Origin of the sequence: Paenibacillus sp. FSL H7-0940, assembly GCF_037979415.1 — a bacterium.
Taxonomy (GTDB): Bacteria; Bacillota; Bacilli; order Paenibacillales; family Paenibacillaceae; genus Paenibacillus; species Paenibacillus amylolyticus.
Genome location: NZ_CP150280.1, coordinates 3,782,748 through 3,802,407 on the forward strand (window position 1 = coordinate 3,782,748; position 19,660 = coordinate 3,802,407).

Genomic DNA, 19,660 nt, shown 5'->3' on the forward strand with positions numbered 1-19,660 from the left:
TTAAATGCTCATGGATTAATTTCCATTCCCCATCAAGCGTCGCCGCAATGTATCCTTGCAGGGCATGCTGGTATCCCATGATTTTTCCTCCTTCTGACGGTTTAACTTATCGGGTCCCACTCTGTTCAAGTACGGAATCGCTATACACCATAAATGTCTCTTGCAGGGTACGTCCGGATGACTTCTCCCAGATCACACTCCGCTCAAAAGTGCCTTTTTGGAAAAAACGTGGGAAACGTTCAGCGAACCAATCCTGCATAGGCAGCTCAAAAACCCGCTTCATCGGCACCCATAACAGCTCGCCTTCGGGCGGATCTTGCAATAACTGACCCTCGAATGAAGTCGCCAAATAGTTAAATACCATGTACCGCAATCCTTGTTCGGGATCACAGAACTCATCAAGCCCTTTATACGTAATTTCATTAACTACTAGCCCCGTCTCCTCCAGAACCTCCCGCACGGCGCCATCCACGATACTCTCCGGAAAGTCTACCTTCCCCCCAGGAGCAATGTATCCCGGAAATCCTTTGCGGTCCGGCCGATTCATTAACAACACCTGATCATTCATTTTGTCCCATACCATACACATCGTTAATATTTCTATCCTAGTATCCATATTCGTCCTCCTGCTAACATGCGCTTCTCTGCTGTACACTAACATTTCTGGGAATAACCTGTGTTTTCCTTCTTTATTCCCACTCTGAATCATTCGTATTTTCACCGGTCTCACAGTATAGTCTATGATGATATATATGCATACGAAAGGCGGACGCCCTGTACACCTGTACATCAGAAGCCCGCCTGTTTTGTTATATTCTATGCTGCTATTTCCTCAAGCCTGGAGTTTCCAGTTCTCAGTTCAATTCCGTAATCAACACCCGGCGTTCCTTCCATTCAGCCCGGCGATAAGCCTGTTGCATACCAAATTTGCGGATACTTGCCTTTGGTACCGATTTATATGGTAAAACGATCGTAAAGTCCTCATCAAACGGGAAAAAAGACAGGCCTACTTTTTCATTGGATAACCACTCTGCCTGAATCGGTTGTCTGGAACAGGCATCAAATGTACAACTGAGTCCTTCTGCAAAAAAATCATAACGCGCAGCAGGTGTTCCAGGTTCCTCCATACAGAGAAACAGACTGAGCTGATCACAGAAAAGCATAATCTCCACATCACTTTGCAGCCTCTGTTTCAGTGCTTCAGCATCACCACCAAGCTGTTTCTCCCAATCCAGCTGACGTTCGTGTTCTTGTTGCAGATAATCTCGGATGTCATCATCATCCTGAGCATTGGCCCCCAGATTTTTCTGAAATAGCTCCGTGTACATCAAGCTACACAATAATCCGGCGTAGAGGTTTTTCTGACGAACTTCTTCAATCCCTTTATGGTAGAATACAAAACGCGGACGCAATGGAAAGTCACGAAACGAATACGGCGATTGACTGTAATCATTCCAGAACGGAGATGAATCCAGTTCAATCCAACCACGGTCATGTTCCTTGACCGCTAGAATCAATTCATCCCGATGCGCAGCATCGGCTAGTAATTCATTTTTCCAGTGGGAAGCCATCTCTCCGGCTACTAATCCATGCTCATGCTGTGCAGTCAAAACAAAATCATGCTCTCTCTCATATACGATCATTTGCTGTCACCCTTCCGCATGGTATACGTTGACTTTAACATAAATTGGGTTAAACTTTCCTAGTAAGTTGTTTTTCGCTCCATTTTGACGAAAGGCATTATGAAAGGCACAATGTAAAGGTGTTGTCAGTTTGCTGAAATTTGATACACTAAAGGTTGTGTCCACAATTATATTACATACAGAAAGCGGGATCTCATGAATTTATACTCTCCTTACATCGAGTTTAACCGCAAGGAATGGGCTGAACTTAAAGAACATCAGACCACTCTTCCACTGACGGAAGCCGAATTAGAACAGTTAAAGGGATTGAATGAAGAGGTATCGATTCAAGAAGTCGAAGATATATATTTGCCTCTTACCCACTTTATTGACCTATATGCAAGAGTTTCACGAGAGCTGAATCAACTGACGGCCACCTTTATGAAAAAAGAAGCCCTCCCCACTCCCTACATCATTGGAATCGGGGGGAGTGTTGCCGTGGGCAAAAGTACAGCGGCCCGCTTACTACAGGCACTGCTCGCCAGAGGTAAGAATAGCCCGAAGGTTGACCTTGTCACAACCGACGGTTTCTTATATCCCAATGCGGTGCTGCAAGAGAAGGGCATCATGAACCGCAAGGGATTTCCGGAAAGTTATGATATCAAATCCCTGATTCAGTTCATGGGTGATGTGAAATCTGGCAAACCCGAAGTGAAAGCACCCGTCTACTCTCACCTCGCCTACGATGTCATTCAAGGAGAAGAGAAGCAGATCTGTCAACCGGATATTCTCATTATTGAAGGTATCAATGTACTTCAGATCAAAAAGGAAACGCCTTTGCTGGTTAGTGATTTCTTCGATTTTTCCATCTACATTGATGCGGAAGAAGAGCATATACGACACTGGTACGTTGAGCGTTTCAAGCTACTCCGCAATACAGCGTTCCAGAACACAGATTCCTTTTTCCATCAACGATTCGCCAATATCGATGAAGAAGAAACCGTACGTACGGCCAACCAGATCTGGCAAGATATCAATGCCAAAAACCTGCATGAAAACATTTTGCCAACCAAAGGACGTGCCAGACTGATTCTGAAAAAGGAAGCCGATCACTCCATTGGGCAGATTCAATTGCGCAAACTGTAGACAACACTCGTGCAGTACACTTTGATGTTATATCTAATTACCCTTAAAAGGAGAGAAAAACACATTGCAAACCCTGATTATACTCGGCAGTATTATGATGTTCCTGGCTGTTGCATTGGGTGCTTTTGGCGCACACGCGCTCAAGCGCAAACTATCGGCTGACATGATCAAAATCTATGAAACTGGTGTTCAATATCACCTCATCCACGGACTGGGCATCATCCTGATCGGACTGCTGGCAGACCGTCTTGAATCCTCTTCACTCGTCATGCTTGCCGGATGGCTGATGTTCGCCGGGATTATCCTGTTCTCTGGCAGCCTGTACGTTTTAAGTGTGACGGGTGTTCGCAAATTGGGAGCCGTTACCCCACTTGGCGGAGTCGCATTTTTGGCTGGATGGGTTATGATCATGATTGCTGCATTGTAATATGCCCCGTGGATAAACGAAAAGAGTGTTCTGGCTGATATAATATCGCTGGAGCACTCTTTTGCTGTTTAATCTGTCCACATTCTTCGAATGGTGGACAGCCCTGCATCCGGTCGTTGTCTCTCCAGCACATACACATCCGGGTTAGACAGTTTGGTCCACTCTTCATAACCAAAGGATGGTTCATACTCACGAATAAGCAGTGATAACAAGTTTCCATGTGTAACCACGGCCGCGTGCTGTTCCGGTCTGCTCCACAACTCTTCCAGTAGTGCCAGCCCCCTTGTAGCCGCGTTTCTCGAAGATTCCCCGCCTTCTTCCATCCAATCCACATCATCGTATGTACGTTTCAGTGCATCCATCCAGTTAGGCAGATCAAGAGAGCTAAGTACCCTCTCCTGGAGACGTTCATCCGTATGTATATGTTGCAGCGTTGCTATGCCCAGTGGCATAGCCGTCTGAACGGCCCTTTTCCATGGACTGGAGACAATATACGTTATGGAATGATGAGCCAAGATATCTGCAAGTTTTTCAGCCTGCCTGATCCCTTCATCTGTAAGCTCTGCATGGGGTTCCTGCCCTGTGGCCTTGGCGTGACGGATAAGATAAATGGACTGCATAGCTATCACCTCCTATGGTGTAACTTACTTGGAGTTCATCTCAAGATATTGAAGTGCACTGTACATCTTCTCCTGCTCTTCCGGTCGGCCTGATGAACTGAGGAAAGTGACCTGTTCCCCTGTCCTGTCTCCATGTTGAGCCACCAGTCCAAGCCGCTGCTTCAGATGGTTCACTGTGCCTGTACTGCCATCAATGATCTGTATATGATCGGGCAGAACCGTGCGCAGAATGGACGTATAGAATGGATAATGCGTGCAGCCAAGCACCACTGTGCCATACCCTTGAAGATCAAGATCTGCCAGTTTGAACCGGAAATAATCAGCGATTTTGCCCGGATCAAAATCCAGCTGTTCACACCACTCCACAAGTTCCGGCAACGCAATGGAATCCACACTGTGGTGATCATCAACACGTGATACCAGTTCGTTATACTTGGTTTGGCTCAAGGTGAGGGCCGTAGCAAATACAAGCACCCTCTTCCCACTGTTGCGATTCATCTCCACGGCTGGTTTCACTGCAGGCTCCATGCCAATGATCGGGATATCGTACTTGGCGCGCAGTTCCTTCACAGCCAGACTTGTTGCTGTATTACAAGCAATCACGATTGCTTGGACATCCTCCTGAACGATGGCTTCCACACAATCAAAAATATGTCCTCTAACCTCATCCGCAGATTTGGTTCCATACGGGACATGTAGGGTATCCGCATAGTACAAAAATTGTTCTTCCGGAAACTGTAGTAATGCCTTATGCAAAACGGTTAAACCACCGATGCCTGAATCAAAAAAAGCAATTTTTTTATTCAAGGATTTCACCTCTATAATGTATTCTTTCGGGTTCCAAGAACCTCTCAATGCTGCTCATGCTGACTGGAGGTGAGGTTTGTACTTCCGGCTCATCACACACTACAGTGCTTGACGGCTTGCGGGAACCATTCCGGTTACGGATCGTTCTTCTGATCGCTGTTGTCTCCAAATTTTCTTAAATAACCTTATAGATGTATAAATTCGGAGACAAAGGCGAACGCTATCGCTTCTTCAGAATCGATTCCGCCCCCTCCATTACTTCCGCTAAGTCAGGTACTATAGAGAAGATGAGCCATTATTCTACGCTCATTTTATACTGTCTGAGCCAGTCCTTGCCACTATGCCACGCCTCTAGAGGGTTAAGCTCTCCAAGCAGTTCAGTACTTGCCTGAGCCATGATCCATTCCTTGAGACCATTATCCGGACTGGATTCGAGCTGCTGTAGCAGGAAAGGCAGTCCTGCCTCCCCCGTATTCAAGATGTCGTCGTAAGCCTCCCGGTTACCAGCAATATAATCATTCGGATTGCTGCTGGTCAGGAGGACAGGGTCGCTAACCATCTGCTGCAGGTTGCTTTCAATCGATGCTGTTAATGCTTGGTCTTCTGTCCGAATCGAACATGCTGCTACCGTCAATGCTGTGCATACGGATAACAAACCCAGAATCAGTCTTCTCCGATTCACTGTACCACTCCTTTCAACAACGAGTTAACGCAACAGATTCGACTTTCATGCTCAATCCCTCGGCCAACTACAGAACAAGTTCCCATTGTTCTTCGGTAAGCTCCTGACCTGACAACATCTGCTTGCGGACTTCCTTCACTTCAAAGCCCACAGATTGATATAATCTACGCGCGCCGATCAAAGACTCATTGGTCCACAGGATCACGGATGTGTAGTCCTTTTCTTTTGCAAAAAGAATTGCCTGTTTGATAAGCTCCCCGCCCCATCCTGCACCACGTGCTTCCGGTTCGATCAAAAACCAGCGAAGTTGAGCCGTATTTTCATTCACCTGAGTAAGTCCTATGGAGCCGGAAGCTGGTCTGATCTAACTCAACAATCCATAACATCTCCCTCGAATGATTGCCTTTAATTCCAAACGAATTCACCGCATGGGTGATAAATTCAGCAAAGCTATGATCATAATTATACTCGTTTCGATAAATTCGGATATGCGCTTCAATGACATACTTCAGATCCTTTTGTACGAAAGTGCGAATCATCAGACATCACAGTCCTTCCTCAAATCCACAGTTGTGATACTGAAATCCACACCGAACTGAATTAATCCGAGTTTACGGGCAACTTGCTGTGAAGCAAGATTATCCCAAGATGTACTGTAGATTGGCATGCGTCCACGCTCCTTGACATAATACTGCCAGCACTTTACTGTCTCCGCTGCATATCCATGTCCTCTATAACCGGGTGCCGTATACAGACTCGCTTCCGCCCCATGATCGGAAAACCTTGCGGAGCAGCACACTGCCACAGCAGAATCCCCAATAACATAAGCGGCAACAGGGCTTTTTTCATACAAGTAGTCTGTTAATTCAGGGAAATGCTCTGCCAGCAAATAATGCTGCTCCTGACCAATCAACTGAACCTTCTGATTCCACTCGTGAGATATCTCAGGAAAAGCATAGGCGGGTCCTATCCACACACGGTTAACTGTCTCAAAGGTTTCCACCTTGCGAATCAGTTTCGGAATATCCAATGGAAGCTCGCTATCCTTACCCAACTCATCCATTAGATCCGGCGGTAACTGCTCATGATAATAGATCAGTGAACTGGCAGAAGTCATACCGATAAAAATGGCTGGAGCCTGCCCACCACCCGGCTCGTTGATGCTTAATAGACGCTGCTGCTCGTTGATCGTATATAAAGTACTCACCTGTATTTTCAACATTTCCATAGACGACAGGTTCGATTTTGGAACCATAACTAAGAAGTTAACCTTTGCAATAATCGTTTGCCTACACTGCCTTTACCAGCTTCCTGTTGCTCCAGAAATTCGGATAATTGACGTAATTCTGCAGGACGATATCCAGCCCCGCACCCGCAATTATGATAGGTATAACCATGACGGTACAGCATCATCACTTTGGTCCATTGTTTGGTATCATTTTGCTTGGGCGCCTGGAAATCGTGTCCCATGCTAACCATAGATGTGGCACATTGCGGGCATTTATATTCAAGTTGTGCCACCACCTCAGGGCTCAGGTCATGTCTGGAAACTTGTTTAAATGATTTGCGACAAATGAAACATGCATAGATGTCTTTATATGGTCCTGACAAGGCATATCTGCACATCATCTGCACCCCCTTAATAATTTCCATTATACGGGATTTCACACACGTATACGAATGGATTTTGCACATTTGCGAAAATTCCACCACTCACTCATTGACCTTAAATCGTAGCTTGTTTCCAGGCCTCACCAAGTTCCGCAATCGATGCGTACCGCTCGGACCGATCATCGCTCACTGCACGTATCACAACCTGATACAATGCTTCTCCGGCATCCCATCTGTCATAAGAACGATCTTTCTCCCCACCAAGCAACCCAAACGCCATTGCCCCCATGTTGAATACATTGGTAACCGCATCTATGGGTGCACCCAACTCAAATTCCTCAGGGGACATAAAGCGGGAAGATCCCCACATGCGCCCCATGGTATTGGTAAAAGAGCCCTTCCGATACAAGTCGATATCACAAATTTTCATAAAGTTTCTGTCAAAATCATAGATCAGACTGCCATCATACAAATCAACAGCCACATAACCTCTCCGTTCCACATCGATATGAAAATTCAGAATCTGCTCCATTGCCCGAATGCGTGTCTCAACAGGAAGCTGTCTGAACCGATAGTAGGGCGAACGCGGATCTTCATATTTGGCCGGAGGCGGAAAATACCAGTGGGAATGCAGACACTCCCCATCCACCCAATCGAATACACAGGCATACCCCTCATCCGTTGCAAAATGATCCGTTAGTCGAATCAACGTGTCATGCGCCAAATCTTCGTAAACGGAAACAGATGATTTCAGATTAAGAATGGCTTCCGGGGGACTTCCCGTATGATTCGCATGAATTGTATGTGCTCCCGCATATTTAACGAACAATCGCTTTCCATCCTTTTGCACAATACCAAAAGAGAGATTCCCTGAATCCTGCTGATCGAATACGCGAAAGACCGTACCCAAGGGCTGTAACCAGTCGAAAGAATGAGACTCTTTTAAGACAAAGGAAACACCGTCGATCTCAAGTTCAACTTGATCTGTCATCGGACTCCTCCTGTGCTGGTATCTTCATTCAATGTTGAATGCTCCGTGTAAAAGTAATTCATATGCGCCTCATCATATCCCTGACCGTTGACTTCCAATGCGTTACGCTCGATGCCGAAAACTTCAAATCCATATCGCTCGTATAAACGTCGGGCTGATTCATTCGTTGTCACTACACTCAGATTAATCTGCTTGATGCCTTCCAGATGTCTTCCACGATCCAGCACCTCGCGGAGCAAGAGCGAAGCCAGCCCACTTCCCCGATATGGCGGAGCAACATAGACGCCCCAGATCATGCCTTTGTGCCTGAGCTTTAGGCCATATTCTCTTTTGAAACCCATCATTCCCGCCAAGGTTCCTTCTTCTGTGTATGCTCCCAGAATATAATCATCCGGTTCATTATGTATGCGCTCCTGCACTTCACTCATGGGGAGTTGAATGGACAACTCGAACGAAGCCCCGAAGGCTTCAGGATGTGTTTTCAGTGCTTCCAGTCGCAAAGGCCAGTAGATGTCTGCTTCATCCCGCTGAATATTGCGAATGATATAAGTCTCTTGCTTGCGATCTGCATTCATTCTTCGACCACTCCCTGCATCTCATAAGGATAATCGATCTGAAGTTTTACATTCGCTGCCGCTTCCTGTCCTGCAAGCAACCCAACAACATAAATCCCAAGGTCAATGGACGTGGCCACACCACCGGCAGTTATTACATTTCCATCTTTTACAATCCGCTTCTGAATCACCTCGGTGACATACGGCTCAAGCAAATTATATGCACGGGGATGTGTTGTTGCTTTTTTGCCGGATAAAAAACCAGCCGCACCCAGCAGCAGAGAGCCTGTGCACACCGAAACCTTCAAAGGCACAGACTCAGCCTGTTTCAGCCAACCTACAAAGGCCTCGTCATATCGAAGCTTGCGCGTTCCCATGCCTCCGGGGATAAACACGAGATCATATTCCGATAGGTCAGGCTTCACTCGATCCACCTTCAATGTTAGACCAGACTCATCCGTGACCTGGTCTGTCATGGCACAGGTTTCCCACGTCGTTCCTTTGGTAGGTTCAAAGAAATTCAACCGATTGATCACATCATAAAATCCTGCAAAATCAAGGAAAGTCAGTCCATCAAACAAAACGAATGCCATTTTCATTGGTAACCTCCGCGTTTTAATTTGGAGCATCCTGATTATGTTTCTGATTCCGATCCCGTTCCATTGCTTCCTTCACCCGGTCACGCGCTGGCAGCTTGCTATTGATATGAAAGAGCAGACCCACAATCGCAAGAAGTAAAATAATGACGATGAATTCGAATATGGCTAACCCCTCCCGTCTGCAAACTGTACAATTTTGGTTCCTGCCTAATCTCTATTTTAATCCACGGGCGATGATCCGCTCCAGCCACTTCCAGGGTAGCAGTGCTTTACCTATGATGAGCACACGCGAACCTTTTCCGAGCGCATATCGAAGTCTTGGTGCACGCATCCGTGCAATTCGGCCAATCAAATCGCCTACCTCCTGTGGATCAGGCGCTGTCTCGCTCGCATATTTGGAATAACGAAGAACCGCGTCCAGCTTATGCTTATACGGAGAGTCCTCGCTCCGGTGAATCTCACCCAAACCTTTATTCCAGATCGGTGTGCGATAAGAGCCAGGCTCAACTAATACCACCCGAACACCGAACGAAGACATCTCATGCCGCAAACTTTCCGTGAATCCTTCCACAGCGAATTTGGAGGCAGCATATGGCGCATACCCTGGAAAACCGGACAACCCACTGACGCTGGACAAATTTATAATTAACCCCTGCTTCTGTTCACGCATCACAGGCAGGACCGCCCGTGTCACGGCGATTAATCCAAACAGATTCGTTTCCATCTGGCGCCGCCAATCCTCCATCGACACTTCCTCAATGAACCCGCCCACCGCAAATCCTGCATTGTTCACCAGCATGTCGATTCGGCCATTATTATGAAGTACGGACCGCACAGCTTTCTGCACGGATTCAGCATCGGTCACGTCCAGTTGCACATATTGCAAACGTTCAGCTAACCCCGCCTGTTCAGCCAGTTTCACCAATTCTTCTCTTCGACTCAGATCACGCATTGTAGCAACAACATGATACCCCTGCTTGGCAAGGGTGATTGCGGTGAGCATACCGAAACCACTGGAGGTACCCGTAATTAAGGCCACCGGAGCGTTAGTTCCTTCCTTCGTCTTTTTCACTACATCAGAACCTACATTAATCCGCCCCTGTCCGGCTTCTGTTAAGTGTTCCTCTACTGTCACGGCGTGACCTTCTTTCCTCGGTAAATTGCTTACTTCCTACCTAGACCGCAAGACTCCTGCTTAATCCGTCACTCCGTTATGCCGTCTCTCAACTCTGCGTAGCTTTGTAATTCCCGGTTCAAACGTATACGGAACAAATCTGACCTCAGGCAAAGTACATTCCAGACGCTCTCCCAGCTTCATCAGTTCCAGCAGTACATTGGTCTCGACCTGCTCCAGCACTGCGCTCCCGCCAAGCCGAAGAGATACTTCCATTGATCCGTCCCCTTGCTGCACCACACGATAATGTTCAATATCCGGCGAAGCCGCTATGACCGAACGAGTGACAAAATCCGGAAAGACCGGTACCGCCTCACCCGTATGCATGTTTGAAAAATAAAGCGTGTCATCACAGCGGCCTTCAATACGCTCAATGGCAGTAAACGGGGAACCACAGGCACATGGCAGCGCCGCTTGGGTCAGAATATCATTCAACCGATATCGTATGATCGGCTGTGATGTTCTGGAGAAGTCCGTAATAATGGGCACGAACCGTCGGGTGGCGGGATCAATGAACTCTTTTTCAATATGCACGATATCTTCATTCAAATGCAGTGTGCCATAACGACAGGTTGCACCCAGGAACCCTTCTGTACACTGATAGACTTGATGAACGGTCTGTCCGAAGATCTTCTCCAACACCTTGCGATCCAGGGGGTCCAGCACCTCGGCAACAGAGATGATTTTATCCGGTACAGCGGTCAACTGGCCTGCTACATAAGCGTCCGCCAACAGACGCAGCATGGATGGAGGAGCCACCCACACGGTAGGTTGGTAGGTTTCCAGCCGCTTAACCAAGGTCTCCACACGTTCCAGCAGATCAAAGTACTGAAACTGCAATTTGCCACGTTGCACCGATTCATACAGATTACTGTTGGCCCGCAGGAAAAACGCAATCTTCGCAGGTTTCCACAGTCCACCAGGCAGCAACTTGGCCAGCACCGTACCCGTCCACGCATCCTGCTCCCGATCACTCACCAGAAATATCCCCCGGTTCCCTGACGTGCCCGAAGACAGTCCAACCGTCACGCCTTGAATGGAAGGTTTGAAATCACGTGTTTCTTCACTTTCACCTGCAAGAGCCAGAGCTTTGTCCTTGGTAATACCCACCGTGTTCAGTGTATCAAAATGTTCCATCATGGTTGATTTGTCAATCAACGGAAAGCTTCTCCAGTCGGTTGCGTCCACGCCACCCCACCACTTCCGGTAAAACGGAGATCGGGCACGGATCTGATGAACATGCCGAATAATCCGGCGCTCTTGCCAGCGCTCAAGTTGTTCTCGTGTTTTCCATGTTCGCAGCCCACGTGCGAGTGCATAATGAACCACAATACGAAAGGTATTACTCATCGTTTCGGCCCTCCTGTACCCCAAGCGTCCAGTACATCTCGACAATGACTCGGCACAATCCGAATGTGGGGAAATTGCTGATGCAGCTGAACCAGCTTGTCAAAGTTACGATGGTATTCCTGTCGATTCGACATAATGATTCCAGCAAGAATATTCGGTCTGCGCTGTTCACGAAAAGCCCGACTCGACCATACCGCGTCCGCACAGAGAAAATAGTCATGTTCTTCTGTACGCAACAGGAGTCCCATCATGCCTTCCGCATGACCGGATACATCCACCCCAAGCAGACTGCCATCACCAAAGATGTCGTAGACCTCATCAAAAGGGAAAGCTTCCCCCGCTCTTATCCATCGCTCAGGCTCACACGTAACTGGCAATGATCTGACTATAAAATCCTCGGGCAACAGCCCCGCAAGAAAACCTGCTTTTACAGCCGCAATCGGACCAAGTGAGCGCACAGCATCATAGGCCCTTGGCAGATAAATGAATTGTGCCTCTGGGAAATCTCGTACACCCGCGATATGATCGCCGTGAAAATGAGAGAGGATGATATACCGAATATCCGATGCTTTCAGTCCAATTCGAGCCAAAAAATGAACGGCACTATCCTCTTCACGATAGACCACTGGTGTAATATGACGATACATTGCATTAGGCAAATGAGCCGTTTCCTCAAAAAAGCGGGAACTATATCCCGTATCCAAGAGGATCGGTCCATGTACGGGATGAATGATGCAGGCAAATCCTGCCGGGAAATGTACTGGACTCAATCGACCACCACGCAGCGTCAGAAACTCTGGATGTGTACAGTAACCCGCCGCACCCAAATATAGTTTCACCGGAGTTGTTGTCAGCATGATTCAGCCCTCCACCAGTCTGCAAATTGTTGCAATCCCTCTTCAATGGACACCCGAGGGATGTAGCCCAATTGCTCCCGTGCATCCGTAATATCCAATGTCTGTGGAATAGATAAGGAGCCGACTGTATACCGTGTTAATGCAGGTTCACCCAACGCAGGAATATAGCCATGAACTCGCTCCAGCAACGCTGCCACACCATATGCCATCCGATAAGGAATGTTTCGACGACGCAAGGGCATATCCAGCATGGCAAACAGGCTGCTCACCAACTCACTGAACGCTCTCGGATCGCCATTGGAGATATTGTAAGCTCTGCCGAGTGCTGCGGCATCAACATCACGGCATAACAACAAGGCATCCACCACATTATCCACACAGGTCAGATCGATTAACGCCTGTCCACCACCGATCATGGGCACGCCTGATTTTGCGTTTGCTGCGACAATTCTGGGAAATAACGTCTGATCATACGGACCAAAAATGGCTCGCGGTCGAATCATGATCGATGGAAGTCCCTTCGCATGACCCTCCATTACAACTTGCTCAGCGAGAAGCTTCGTGGCTGCATAATGATTGGCTGGTTTGGATGGCAACGGATCATTCTCATGTACGTTATATCGCAGATTGTAATTAAAATATATACTCGGAGTTGAGACATGTATGAATCGCTGTACCTCATTATGCAGGCATACATCTACAAGATTCTGCGTCCCTTCCACATTGCTGCTATAAAAGTCACGATATCGGCCCCATGGCGAGGATAGAGCTGCACAGTGAAACACCACATCCTGTCCCGTACACGCTTTGTTCACTGCAGCCTCATCCCGTATATCTCCATTCAGGAATCGGATTCCTGCCAACTCAAGTTCTGCACCAATCTTTGGCTGTCGGCCCATGCCAGTGACTTCCCATCCCTCTTTGGCAAGTCGTATCGCGAGATGCCTGCCCAGACATCCCGTAGCTCCTGTAACCAATGCTCTATTCATTGTTGTTCACCGTTCCATTCTATGTCATGAGTCAAAGCTTCAGTCAGCGAGCACTTCTGCGATCTTGCCAGACGCCATGCGGCTAGCACCACTCCGAATTGTTCAAATACAGGCTGGATATCCTGCCCTACATAGACCACATCCCTGGTTCCACGCCATGCAGCTATCCATGCACGGAGCTTCCCTTTGCCAAAGATCTGCTGTACTCCACTTCCCAACATGGGGAGCATGAGCATGGCTTTGCTGCCCCGTGCGGGCGTGATCATTTTTCTTTCTTTTACCAACGTCTCCGGTTCAGTTAGTGCACGCACCAAGTCATCTCCGGGGTGAAACAGATGAATTCCACTCGTTGCCCTCGGATTACACTCAATCGCGTATACTTGCCCATCCGGACCTTCTATAAAATCAAACCCAATCTGTCCACTAAAACCCGTTGCCTCAACAAATTGTCTCACCCACGCAAGGGCACCCTCATGTTCCACCTGTTCAAAAAAAACACTGGCTCCCACGCTTCCTGTACGATAGCGACTGTCGTAAGTGGCATGTGCAACCAGTTGCCCTTCATGCGCTATGCTGTATGTACATAACATCTGACCAGGAATGTAGGCCTGTGCAACCCAAGGTGTAATAGATGATAATGCTACCTCGTCCGGAGGGTCGTTACGGAAATGTCGACGTTTCTTTTCACTTACGTTTCCTTGCTGATCCGTCCCTGCCCCAGCGTCATCGGTCACGAGTATTGGCATGCGAACTTTGGCTGCGAAACGGGAATACACCGGTTTCCACACCCAATCTCCTACTTTTCCCAGAACAGACTGAGCTTCCATCCATTCCTCCCGACTGTGGATCAGGTGTGTATCCGGAACCGAAAGACCGAGTGACCCTGCAAGCTGGATAAAATCATATTTATGATGCAGCTCATGCAGCTGCTCCAAGGTTGTAACCAGAACACGGCAATATACACGCAGTCTGTCTGCCCCTTGAGCAACATAGAAGACTTCTTCACACATCGGAATCAACAGGTCGATCTGCCAATCCTGAACCAACCGTTCCAGCTCTGCCAGATACGCACGTGTGTTATGACGCGGCGATGGGACCACAGCGCACTGTTCCACTGCACTGGATGATCTGGTCAGATGCCGTAAGGCACTCTCCGCAACATAGACCCGATGGCCTGCCCGATGAAGCATGCGTGCCAGATCGAGCGTTACGGGAGCCCTTCCGCCTGTAAGCAACACACGGAGAGAAGCAACTGTACGATGTCTGGTTTCCCCAGATCTAGTAGTCAAAAATGAGTCCTCCCAATGATAATCCGGCAGCCGTGCCAATCATCAACACCCGATCACCTCGCTGAATACGCTGTTGTCTAATCGCTTCATGCAGACCCATCGGGATCGATGCCGCAATCGTATTGCCGTGATTTCGTGTGATGTCCATAAACCGATCTTCAGCAATGCCAAGCTTCTTGCGAATCAGTCTCATCGCCATGGCACTTCCCTGATGGGGAATGACCAATTGGAAATCCTCCATTCGATTCCCGGTCGCCTGAAGCATATCACCAATGAATCCAGGCAAAAGTCTGGAAGCCATGCGGAAGATCGCCTGTCCATCCATATTAAATAGGTAGGGTTCAGGCTGATCTGCCTTATAATTTGAAGCATGCATCCGTGTACCTCCACCTGCAATCTCCGAGAAACGAGCACCTCGACTGTAGGTTTGAAGGGAAGCATGTACAATCTGAGAGGATGACCCTTCAGGCGAACGCTCAATAATAACAGCGGCCGCTCCATCTCCGAACAGGGCCGCACTTTCTTTATCCGACCAATTCAGTCCGGCTGAGGCAATCTCAGTGGCTACGAGCAGTACTCGCTGGTAACGTCCAGCATCTACCATATAGGAAATCACATCCAGTCCGTTCAGGAAACTTAGGCAGGTTGCATCCATATCAAAGGCAGGTACGCCCGAATCTTGCTGCCCCATGGCCTGCTGGATAAATACCGCCGTACTTGGCAACGGTTGTTCCTTCGTGCCACTGGTACACACCAGACAGTCGATATCACTAAATTGTAATCCTGCATCCGCCAGTGCAGCTTCCGCAGCCCGTGCGCCCATGAAAGAGGAGGTTTCTTCACCCGAAGCATAATGACGTACACCTACGCCTGTAGCTTTGCTAACCCAGCCCTCAGGCACGTCCAAGCGGCGATCCAGTTCCTCATCGGTAACTTCCTGTTCAGGCAGGTACTTCCCTGTTCCTGCGATCCTTACTCTTCTAAGTTGCATTTCCCCAACCTCTTTCTGTTCATCTGACAGATATATAAGTTCGTATTCAAAAAGACCGGTTTTCAGTACCGAGAAGATGGAATGAAGCTAGAAATGGAGTAGCGGAGCGTAGGAAAACTACGTGAGCAACCATAATGTTTCCAAAGGAAACATACTTCGTAAGCCTCCAGCTTATTTCGGCTGAATTCCATATTCGATGCTGATGATGCCGATAGGCATCCTTCGTAATCAAAAGCGGACTTTTTGAAAAACCTCTATAAGTTCAGCTAATTAGTATTTACACAGACACTGCGATGACAGAACAACTTTCCGATCGCTGTTATCCCCAGATTTTTTTGATTCCCTTCTTAAAAAGGGAAAATCTGGGGATAAGCATATGCTTCCGATGCAGCTTTCTTTCAGAAAGCTTTTAGGCGAACGCTTCGCTTCTTCAAGTTATTTCTGTCCTCTCCGTTATCGTGTAAATGTTTAGTTGAACATATATAACAAAAGGGCAGATGCCTCTGCCCTTCCTGTTGTGTTTTCTTTTGTATGAAGTGTTATTTCTTCTTATTCAAAATCTCGGCAAGAGCGGTATCTAGTGTACCGTATGTGAACGTGAAGCCTTCCCTCTCCATTCGCTCGGGAATCACCCAACGGCTTTTGAGAACCAGTTCCGTCTCGGTCTGAATAAAACGTGCGCCCAGTTCAAGCATCCAGCGAGGAGAAGGTAGTCCAATCCGCACACCCATCTGTTCTCTCAGACGCGACATTAGCTCCCGATTCGTCACCGGATGCGGAGAGGACGCATTGAACACACCATTCAAGTGTGGATGCTCCTGCAGATAGATCACCATACGGAACAGATCCTCGATATGAATCCAGCTGAACTGCTGTGTTCCTGTACCTTGCGATCCACCTAGGCCAAAACGGACCAGGTTCGTCATGGGCACCATCACGCCGCCCTCGCCCAGCACAATCGCAATCCGCAGTGCAATCTGACGCGTAGATGGCAGACTGAATTCAAAGAAAGCCTGTTCCCATGCCTTGGCAACGTCGACCGAGAATCCGGAGCCAATCTCGCCCTCTTTTTCCGTCATGGGACGATCTTCAGCATGTCTGTATATGGTCGCTGTACTCGAATTAATCCATAGTTCGGGAGGTTGATTGCAAGCCAGGATGGCTTCGCCGAGAATGCGCGTTGTCCGGGTTCTGGATTCCAGAATGACTTTGCGATTCTCATCCGTATAACGGCAGTTCACCGATTTACCTGCCAGGTTAATCAACATTTCTGCTTCTTCCAGTGCCCCTATAATTCCTGCACGATCCTCCCAGGCAATATGACCGGGCTGACGCGAGATAATTAACACCTCATACCCCAGCTTTCTGAACCTTTGGGCAAAATCCTGTCCGACAAATCCCGTTCCACCAGCTAATACAACCTTCTTCACGGTATCCCCTCATTTCCCATACTGGGTAAAGATTTTGCAAGATATAGATTGGAATGTTTCTATGCATGCAAAATGCAGATAATAGATTAACACCGCCGGTGACCCGTTGGTTTGATTTATTTAGCACCCAGAGCTGCGTACAAGCGATCCCGCTCTTCGATAGCCCATGCGTTTGCAGGGTTTTGTTCCAGCTGATATCGGAGTTCATCATAAAAATCATGGATCATGAATCCGTCCGGCAAGTTCCCAAGCATCGCTGTAAAGTTGTACTCGGGCAGTGTTCTCTTTCCTTCACTGATCTGCTTCAGCCAGTCCATCCACTTTGCAAGAGTAAGCACTTCCTCCTGCCATATCTCAGCCTGTAACCCAAGCGCATCCTGAAGTTGCTCGTACGCCAATGGATCGGCGAAGACGCGGCAAGCCTGAACAGCCAGTTCATACAACTCGGTCACTGCACGGCGTACCTCATGCTCAAGTTCGACCTCCAAGCCTCCCATGTAATCCTGAACCTGAATGCTCTGTCCATCATCGTATAATAGCGGTGCCTGAGCTAACAGGCGTACAATCTCTTCCATCTCGTGCATTGAAACTCGCTTCTGCTCATAGAGAGCAGGTAATTGATATGCTGTAATGATCATTCACTCCTACATCGTTCTTCTATTAATGACCTATATTATAACATGGTTTGGCAATCATCTATCAGGATAACTTGACTATCCACTACAAGTTGTAGTAGTTTATACGTACTACGTAGTGTAGTAATACGATCGTTATGGACGCATAACGATGTTAAGGAGTGTTCACTGTGAACCAGATTCAAAAATTATCCGAAACAGAAATGGAGTTAATGGTTGTTATATGGTCATGCGCCCCACCGGTCACCTCCACAGAACTATTAGACATATTTGCTGAGAAGGGGAAAGCGTGGAAAGCGCAGACCATGTCTACCTTTCTGTCACGGTTGGTGGATAAAGGCGCTCTTACCGTTACGAGACGTGGACGGACCAATGATTATGAGCCTCTTCTGAAACCCGAAGATTACAAACTACAGGAAACGCAGCATGTTCTTGATGGACTGTATCAAGGTTCAGTCAAGAATTTGGTTTCGGCCATGTATGACGGTGACAAGCTTTCAGACGATGACATTTCAGAACTGAAAAAATGGCTTTCGGAGAAGTAGGTGCAGATGATGAATATCTTTTTTGAGATTCTGTGCAGCCTGACCGTGGCGGGAAGTATCGTTTCTGTTTGTATTTTGGCACTACGACTTATACCCGTATCTGTTTTTCCGACCAAGTGGCTCTACAGACTCGGTAAACTGGCTATCTTGTTTTATCTCTTCCCGGTATCTCTTGGCCTTTCATGGCTTTTGGATATTGCATTCCAAACGACATCAACTATACCGGGTACGGAGAATGCAGCAACTTCGGGCGTACTTGCAGGAACATTTATCCCGGAACAAACCATTTCGGTAACCACAGCCTGGTTCTTGTTATGCGTCTGGGGCATTGGAGTCATTGGTTTTTCGGCATGGCAGGCGTACTGTTATCGAAGATTTCTGAATGAATTATCTCGTACACGTACCCCAGTCCTCTGTCATAGTGAGGCAGCTGTACAGCTACCATTAATCAAAGAGGCTTTGGGTCTCAAACGTAATATCACGCTTGCTCACAGCACGCTAGTACGAAGTCCTATACTGGTTGGCTTGTTTAAACCCACGATATATCTGCCACCCGAAAATACGTTGAAAATGGACATCAGTATGGTAATTCATCATGAGTTGGTACATCTAAAACATAAAGATCTGTGGGTCAAAGCTTTGACCTTGGGGGTTAGTGCCCTACACTGGTTCAATCCCCTGATTCATATGATTCGCCGGGACATTCATACCTGGAGCGAGTTGGCCTGTGATGAAGATGTGGTGAAAGAGATGTCCCACGAAGAACGAAGACGATATGGTGAGACAATTTTAAATGTGATGGCGGGAACCAAGAAAATACCTGCTCAATTTTGTTCGTCCCTATCGGGTGAAGGCAAACAATTAAAAAGGAGATTGATGATTATGTTTAATGTAAATAAAATGAAAAAGAAACATTGGATGTTAAGTATGGGAGCCCTCCTGCTTATTACAGGTGTAAGTACGTCCACCGCCGTATGGGCATCAAACCACACAGTTAAAGTAGAGGCCCATGCCACTGAAGCTGTGCCTGTTCCTTCTACGGGTGGATCTTCTGAAATCGTAGCTTCTCCCAACAAGGTCGGAATTTCCGAAGCTGTAACTGCTCCTTCTACTTCCGAAACTCCTGAGATCGTGGCTCTACCTGAGGATGAAGTCTCCGAAGCTGTGCCAGTTCCGTCTGCTACTGTACCTTCTATTACTGTTCCATCTACTACTGAACCTTCTGAGGCTAAAGTTGTAGAATCAGCCACTGTTCCTTTTACGGGTGAATCTCCTGAAATCGTAGCCCTCCCTGGGGATAAGGTTTCAGTAACTGTACCTGCTCCTTCAGAAAAATAACCT

At 47.7% G+C, this 19,660-nt stretch carries 23 protein-coding genes; 4 read left to right on the top strand and 19 right to left on the bottom strand.

What is annotated here, in order from left to right:
* Positions 1-106 precede the first annotated feature (106 nt).
* Both MHB71_RS16565 and MHB71_RS16570 read right to left on the bottom strand, forming a co-directional pair.
* A complete protein-coding gene (locus tag MHB71_RS16565) occupies positions 107-616 on the bottom strand; it encodes an 8-oxo-dGTP diphosphatase (protein WP_133384110.1) in 510 nt (169 codons plus the stop codon).
* Positions 617-854: 238 nt separating this feature from the next.
* Positions 855-1,643: a DUF3891 family protein gene (locus tag MHB71_RS16570; RefSeq protein ID WP_340026953.1), complete on the bottom strand. Its 789-nt coding sequence runs from the start codon at positions 1,641-1,643 to the stop codon at positions 855-857.
* Between the two features lie 195 nt (positions 1,644-1,838).
* Here MHB71_RS16570 and coaA point away from each other — a divergent pair, with 195 nt between their 5' ends.
* Together coaA and MHB71_RS16580 are read left to right on the top strand one after the other, a co-directional pair.
* Positions 1,839-2,768, top strand: a complete 930-nt coding sequence (coaA, locus tag MHB71_RS16575) for a type I pantothenate kinase (protein ID WP_091014881.1) — start codon at positions 1,839-1,841, stop codon at positions 2,766-2,768.
* A gap of 64 nt (positions 2,769-2,832) precedes the next feature.
* A complete protein-coding gene (locus tag MHB71_RS16580; RefSeq protein WP_036610220.1) occupies positions 2,833-3,195 on the top strand; it encodes a DUF423 domain-containing protein in 363 nt (120 codons plus the stop codon).
* Positions 3,196-3,263: 68 nt separating this feature from the next.
* Here MHB71_RS16580 and MHB71_RS16585 read toward each other — a convergent pair whose 3' ends face one another.
* The 17 genes from MHB71_RS16585 to MHB71_RS16665 form a co-directional block, all read right to left on the bottom strand.
* Positions 3,264-3,815: a histidine phosphatase family protein gene (locus MHB71_RS16585; protein ID WP_340026954.1), complete on the bottom strand. Its 552-nt coding sequence runs from the start codon at positions 3,813-3,815 to the stop codon at positions 3,264-3,266.
* 24 nt (positions 3,816-3,839) lie between these two features.
* Positions 3,840-4,622, bottom strand: a complete 783-nt coding sequence (gene murI, locus MHB71_RS16590) for a glutamate racemase (RefSeq protein WP_340026955.1) — start codon at positions 4,620-4,622, stop codon at positions 3,840-3,842.
* A 295-nt stretch (positions 4,623-4,917) separates the two neighbouring features.
* Positions 4,918-5,304, bottom strand: a complete 387-nt coding sequence (locus MHB71_RS16595) for a hypothetical protein (RefSeq protein ID WP_340026956.1) — start codon at positions 5,302-5,304, stop codon at positions 4,918-4,920.
* 67 nt (positions 5,305-5,371) lie between these two features.
* Positions 5,372-5,668, bottom strand: a complete 297-nt coding sequence (locus tag MHB71_RS16600; protein WP_340030183.1) for a GNAT family N-acetyltransferase — start codon at positions 5,666-5,668, stop codon at positions 5,372-5,374.
* Positions 5,669-5,842: 174 nt separating this feature from the next.
* Positions 5,843-6,559: a GNAT family N-acetyltransferase gene (locus MHB71_RS16605; protein WP_340026957.1), complete on the bottom strand. Its 717-nt coding sequence runs from the start codon at positions 6,557-6,559 to the stop codon at positions 5,843-5,845.
* Positions 6,560-6,561: 2 nt separating this feature from the next.
* On the bottom strand, positions 6,562-6,930 hold the full coding sequence (locus MHB71_RS16610; protein WP_076327072.1) for a hypothetical protein: 369 nt from the start codon (positions 6,928-6,930) through the stop codon (positions 6,562-6,564).
* A gap of 100 nt (positions 6,931-7,030) precedes the next feature.
* Positions 7,031-7,906 carry a serine/threonine-protein kinase gene (locus MHB71_RS16615; RefSeq protein ID WP_340026958.1) on the bottom strand — a complete coding sequence of 292 codons (876 nt, stop codon included), beginning with the start codon at positions 7,904-7,906 and terminating at the stop codon, positions 7,031-7,033.
* Positions 7,903-8,481, bottom strand: coding sequence for a GNAT family N-acetyltransferase (locus tag MHB71_RS16620; RefSeq protein WP_076252494.1), 579 nt, complete (start codon positions 8,479-8,481; stop codon positions 7,903-7,905). The genes MHB71_RS16615 and MHB71_RS16620 overlap by 4 nt, the downstream gene beginning before the upstream one ends.
* Entirely contained in the window at positions 8,478-9,059 is a 582-nt protein-coding gene (locus MHB71_RS16625; RefSeq protein WP_017689696.1) for a DJ-1/PfpI family protein, read from the bottom strand. The genes MHB71_RS16620 and MHB71_RS16625 overlap by 4 nt, the downstream gene beginning before the upstream one ends.
* A 214-nt stretch (positions 9,060-9,273) precedes the next feature.
* Positions 9,274-10,194: an SDR family oxidoreductase gene (locus MHB71_RS16630; protein WP_340026959.1), complete on the bottom strand. Its 921-nt coding sequence runs from the start codon at positions 10,192-10,194 to the stop codon at positions 9,274-9,276.
* A 60-nt stretch (positions 10,195-10,254) separates the two neighbouring features.
* A complete protein-coding gene (locus MHB71_RS16635) occupies positions 10,255-11,583 on the bottom strand; it encodes a F390 synthetase-related protein (protein WP_340026961.1) in 1,329 nt (442 codons plus the stop codon).
* A complete protein-coding gene (locus MHB71_RS16640; protein ID WP_340026962.1) occupies positions 11,580-12,440 on the bottom strand; it encodes an MBL fold metallo-hydrolase in 861 nt (286 codons plus the stop codon). The genes MHB71_RS16635 and MHB71_RS16640 overlap by 4 nt, the downstream gene beginning before the upstream one ends.
* Positions 12,434-13,429 carry an NAD-dependent epimerase/dehydratase family protein gene (locus MHB71_RS16645; RefSeq protein ID WP_036610249.1) on the bottom strand — a complete coding sequence of 332 codons (996 nt, stop codon included), beginning with the start codon at positions 13,427-13,429 and terminating at the stop codon, positions 12,434-12,436. The genes MHB71_RS16640 and MHB71_RS16645 overlap by 7 nt, the downstream gene beginning before the upstream one ends.
* Entirely contained in the window at positions 13,426-14,718 is a 1,293-nt protein-coding gene (locus MHB71_RS16650; RefSeq protein WP_340026963.1) for an ATP-grasp domain-containing protein, read from the bottom strand. Before MHB71_RS16650 ends, MHB71_RS16645 begins: the two co-directional genes overlap by 4 nt.
* On the bottom strand, positions 14,708-15,709 hold the full coding sequence (locus MHB71_RS16655; protein ID WP_340026964.1) for a beta-ketoacyl-ACP synthase III: 1,002 nt from the start codon (positions 15,707-15,709) through the stop codon (positions 14,708-14,710). The genes MHB71_RS16650 and MHB71_RS16655 overlap by 11 nt, the downstream gene beginning before the upstream one ends.
* 539 nt (positions 15,710-16,248) lie before the next feature.
* Positions 16,249-17,139: a TIGR01777 family oxidoreductase gene (locus tag MHB71_RS16660; protein WP_340026965.1), complete on the bottom strand. Its 891-nt coding sequence runs from the start codon at positions 17,137-17,139 to the stop codon at positions 16,249-16,251.
* Between the two features lie 116 nt (positions 17,140-17,255).
* Positions 17,256-17,777 carry a hypothetical protein gene (locus tag MHB71_RS16665; protein WP_340026966.1) on the bottom strand — a complete coding sequence of 174 codons (522 nt, stop codon included), beginning with the start codon at positions 17,775-17,777 and terminating at the stop codon, positions 17,256-17,258.
* 167 nt (positions 17,778-17,944) lie between these two features.
* Here MHB71_RS16665 and MHB71_RS16670 point away from each other — a divergent pair, with 167 nt between their 5' ends.
* Together MHB71_RS16670 and MHB71_RS16675 are read left to right on the top strand one after the other, a co-directional pair.
* Positions 17,945-18,319 (top strand): BlaI/MecI/CopY family transcriptional regulator, encoded by a 375-nt coding sequence (locus MHB71_RS16670; RefSeq protein WP_017689706.1) that lies wholly within the window; start codon positions 17,945-17,947, stop codon positions 18,317-18,319.
* A gap of 6 nt (positions 18,320-18,325) precedes the next feature.
* Entirely contained in the window at positions 18,326-19,657 is a 1,332-nt protein-coding gene (locus MHB71_RS16675) for a M56 family metallopeptidase (RefSeq protein WP_340026967.1), read from the top strand.
* The last annotated feature ends 3 nt before the right edge of the window (positions 19,658-19,660 follow it).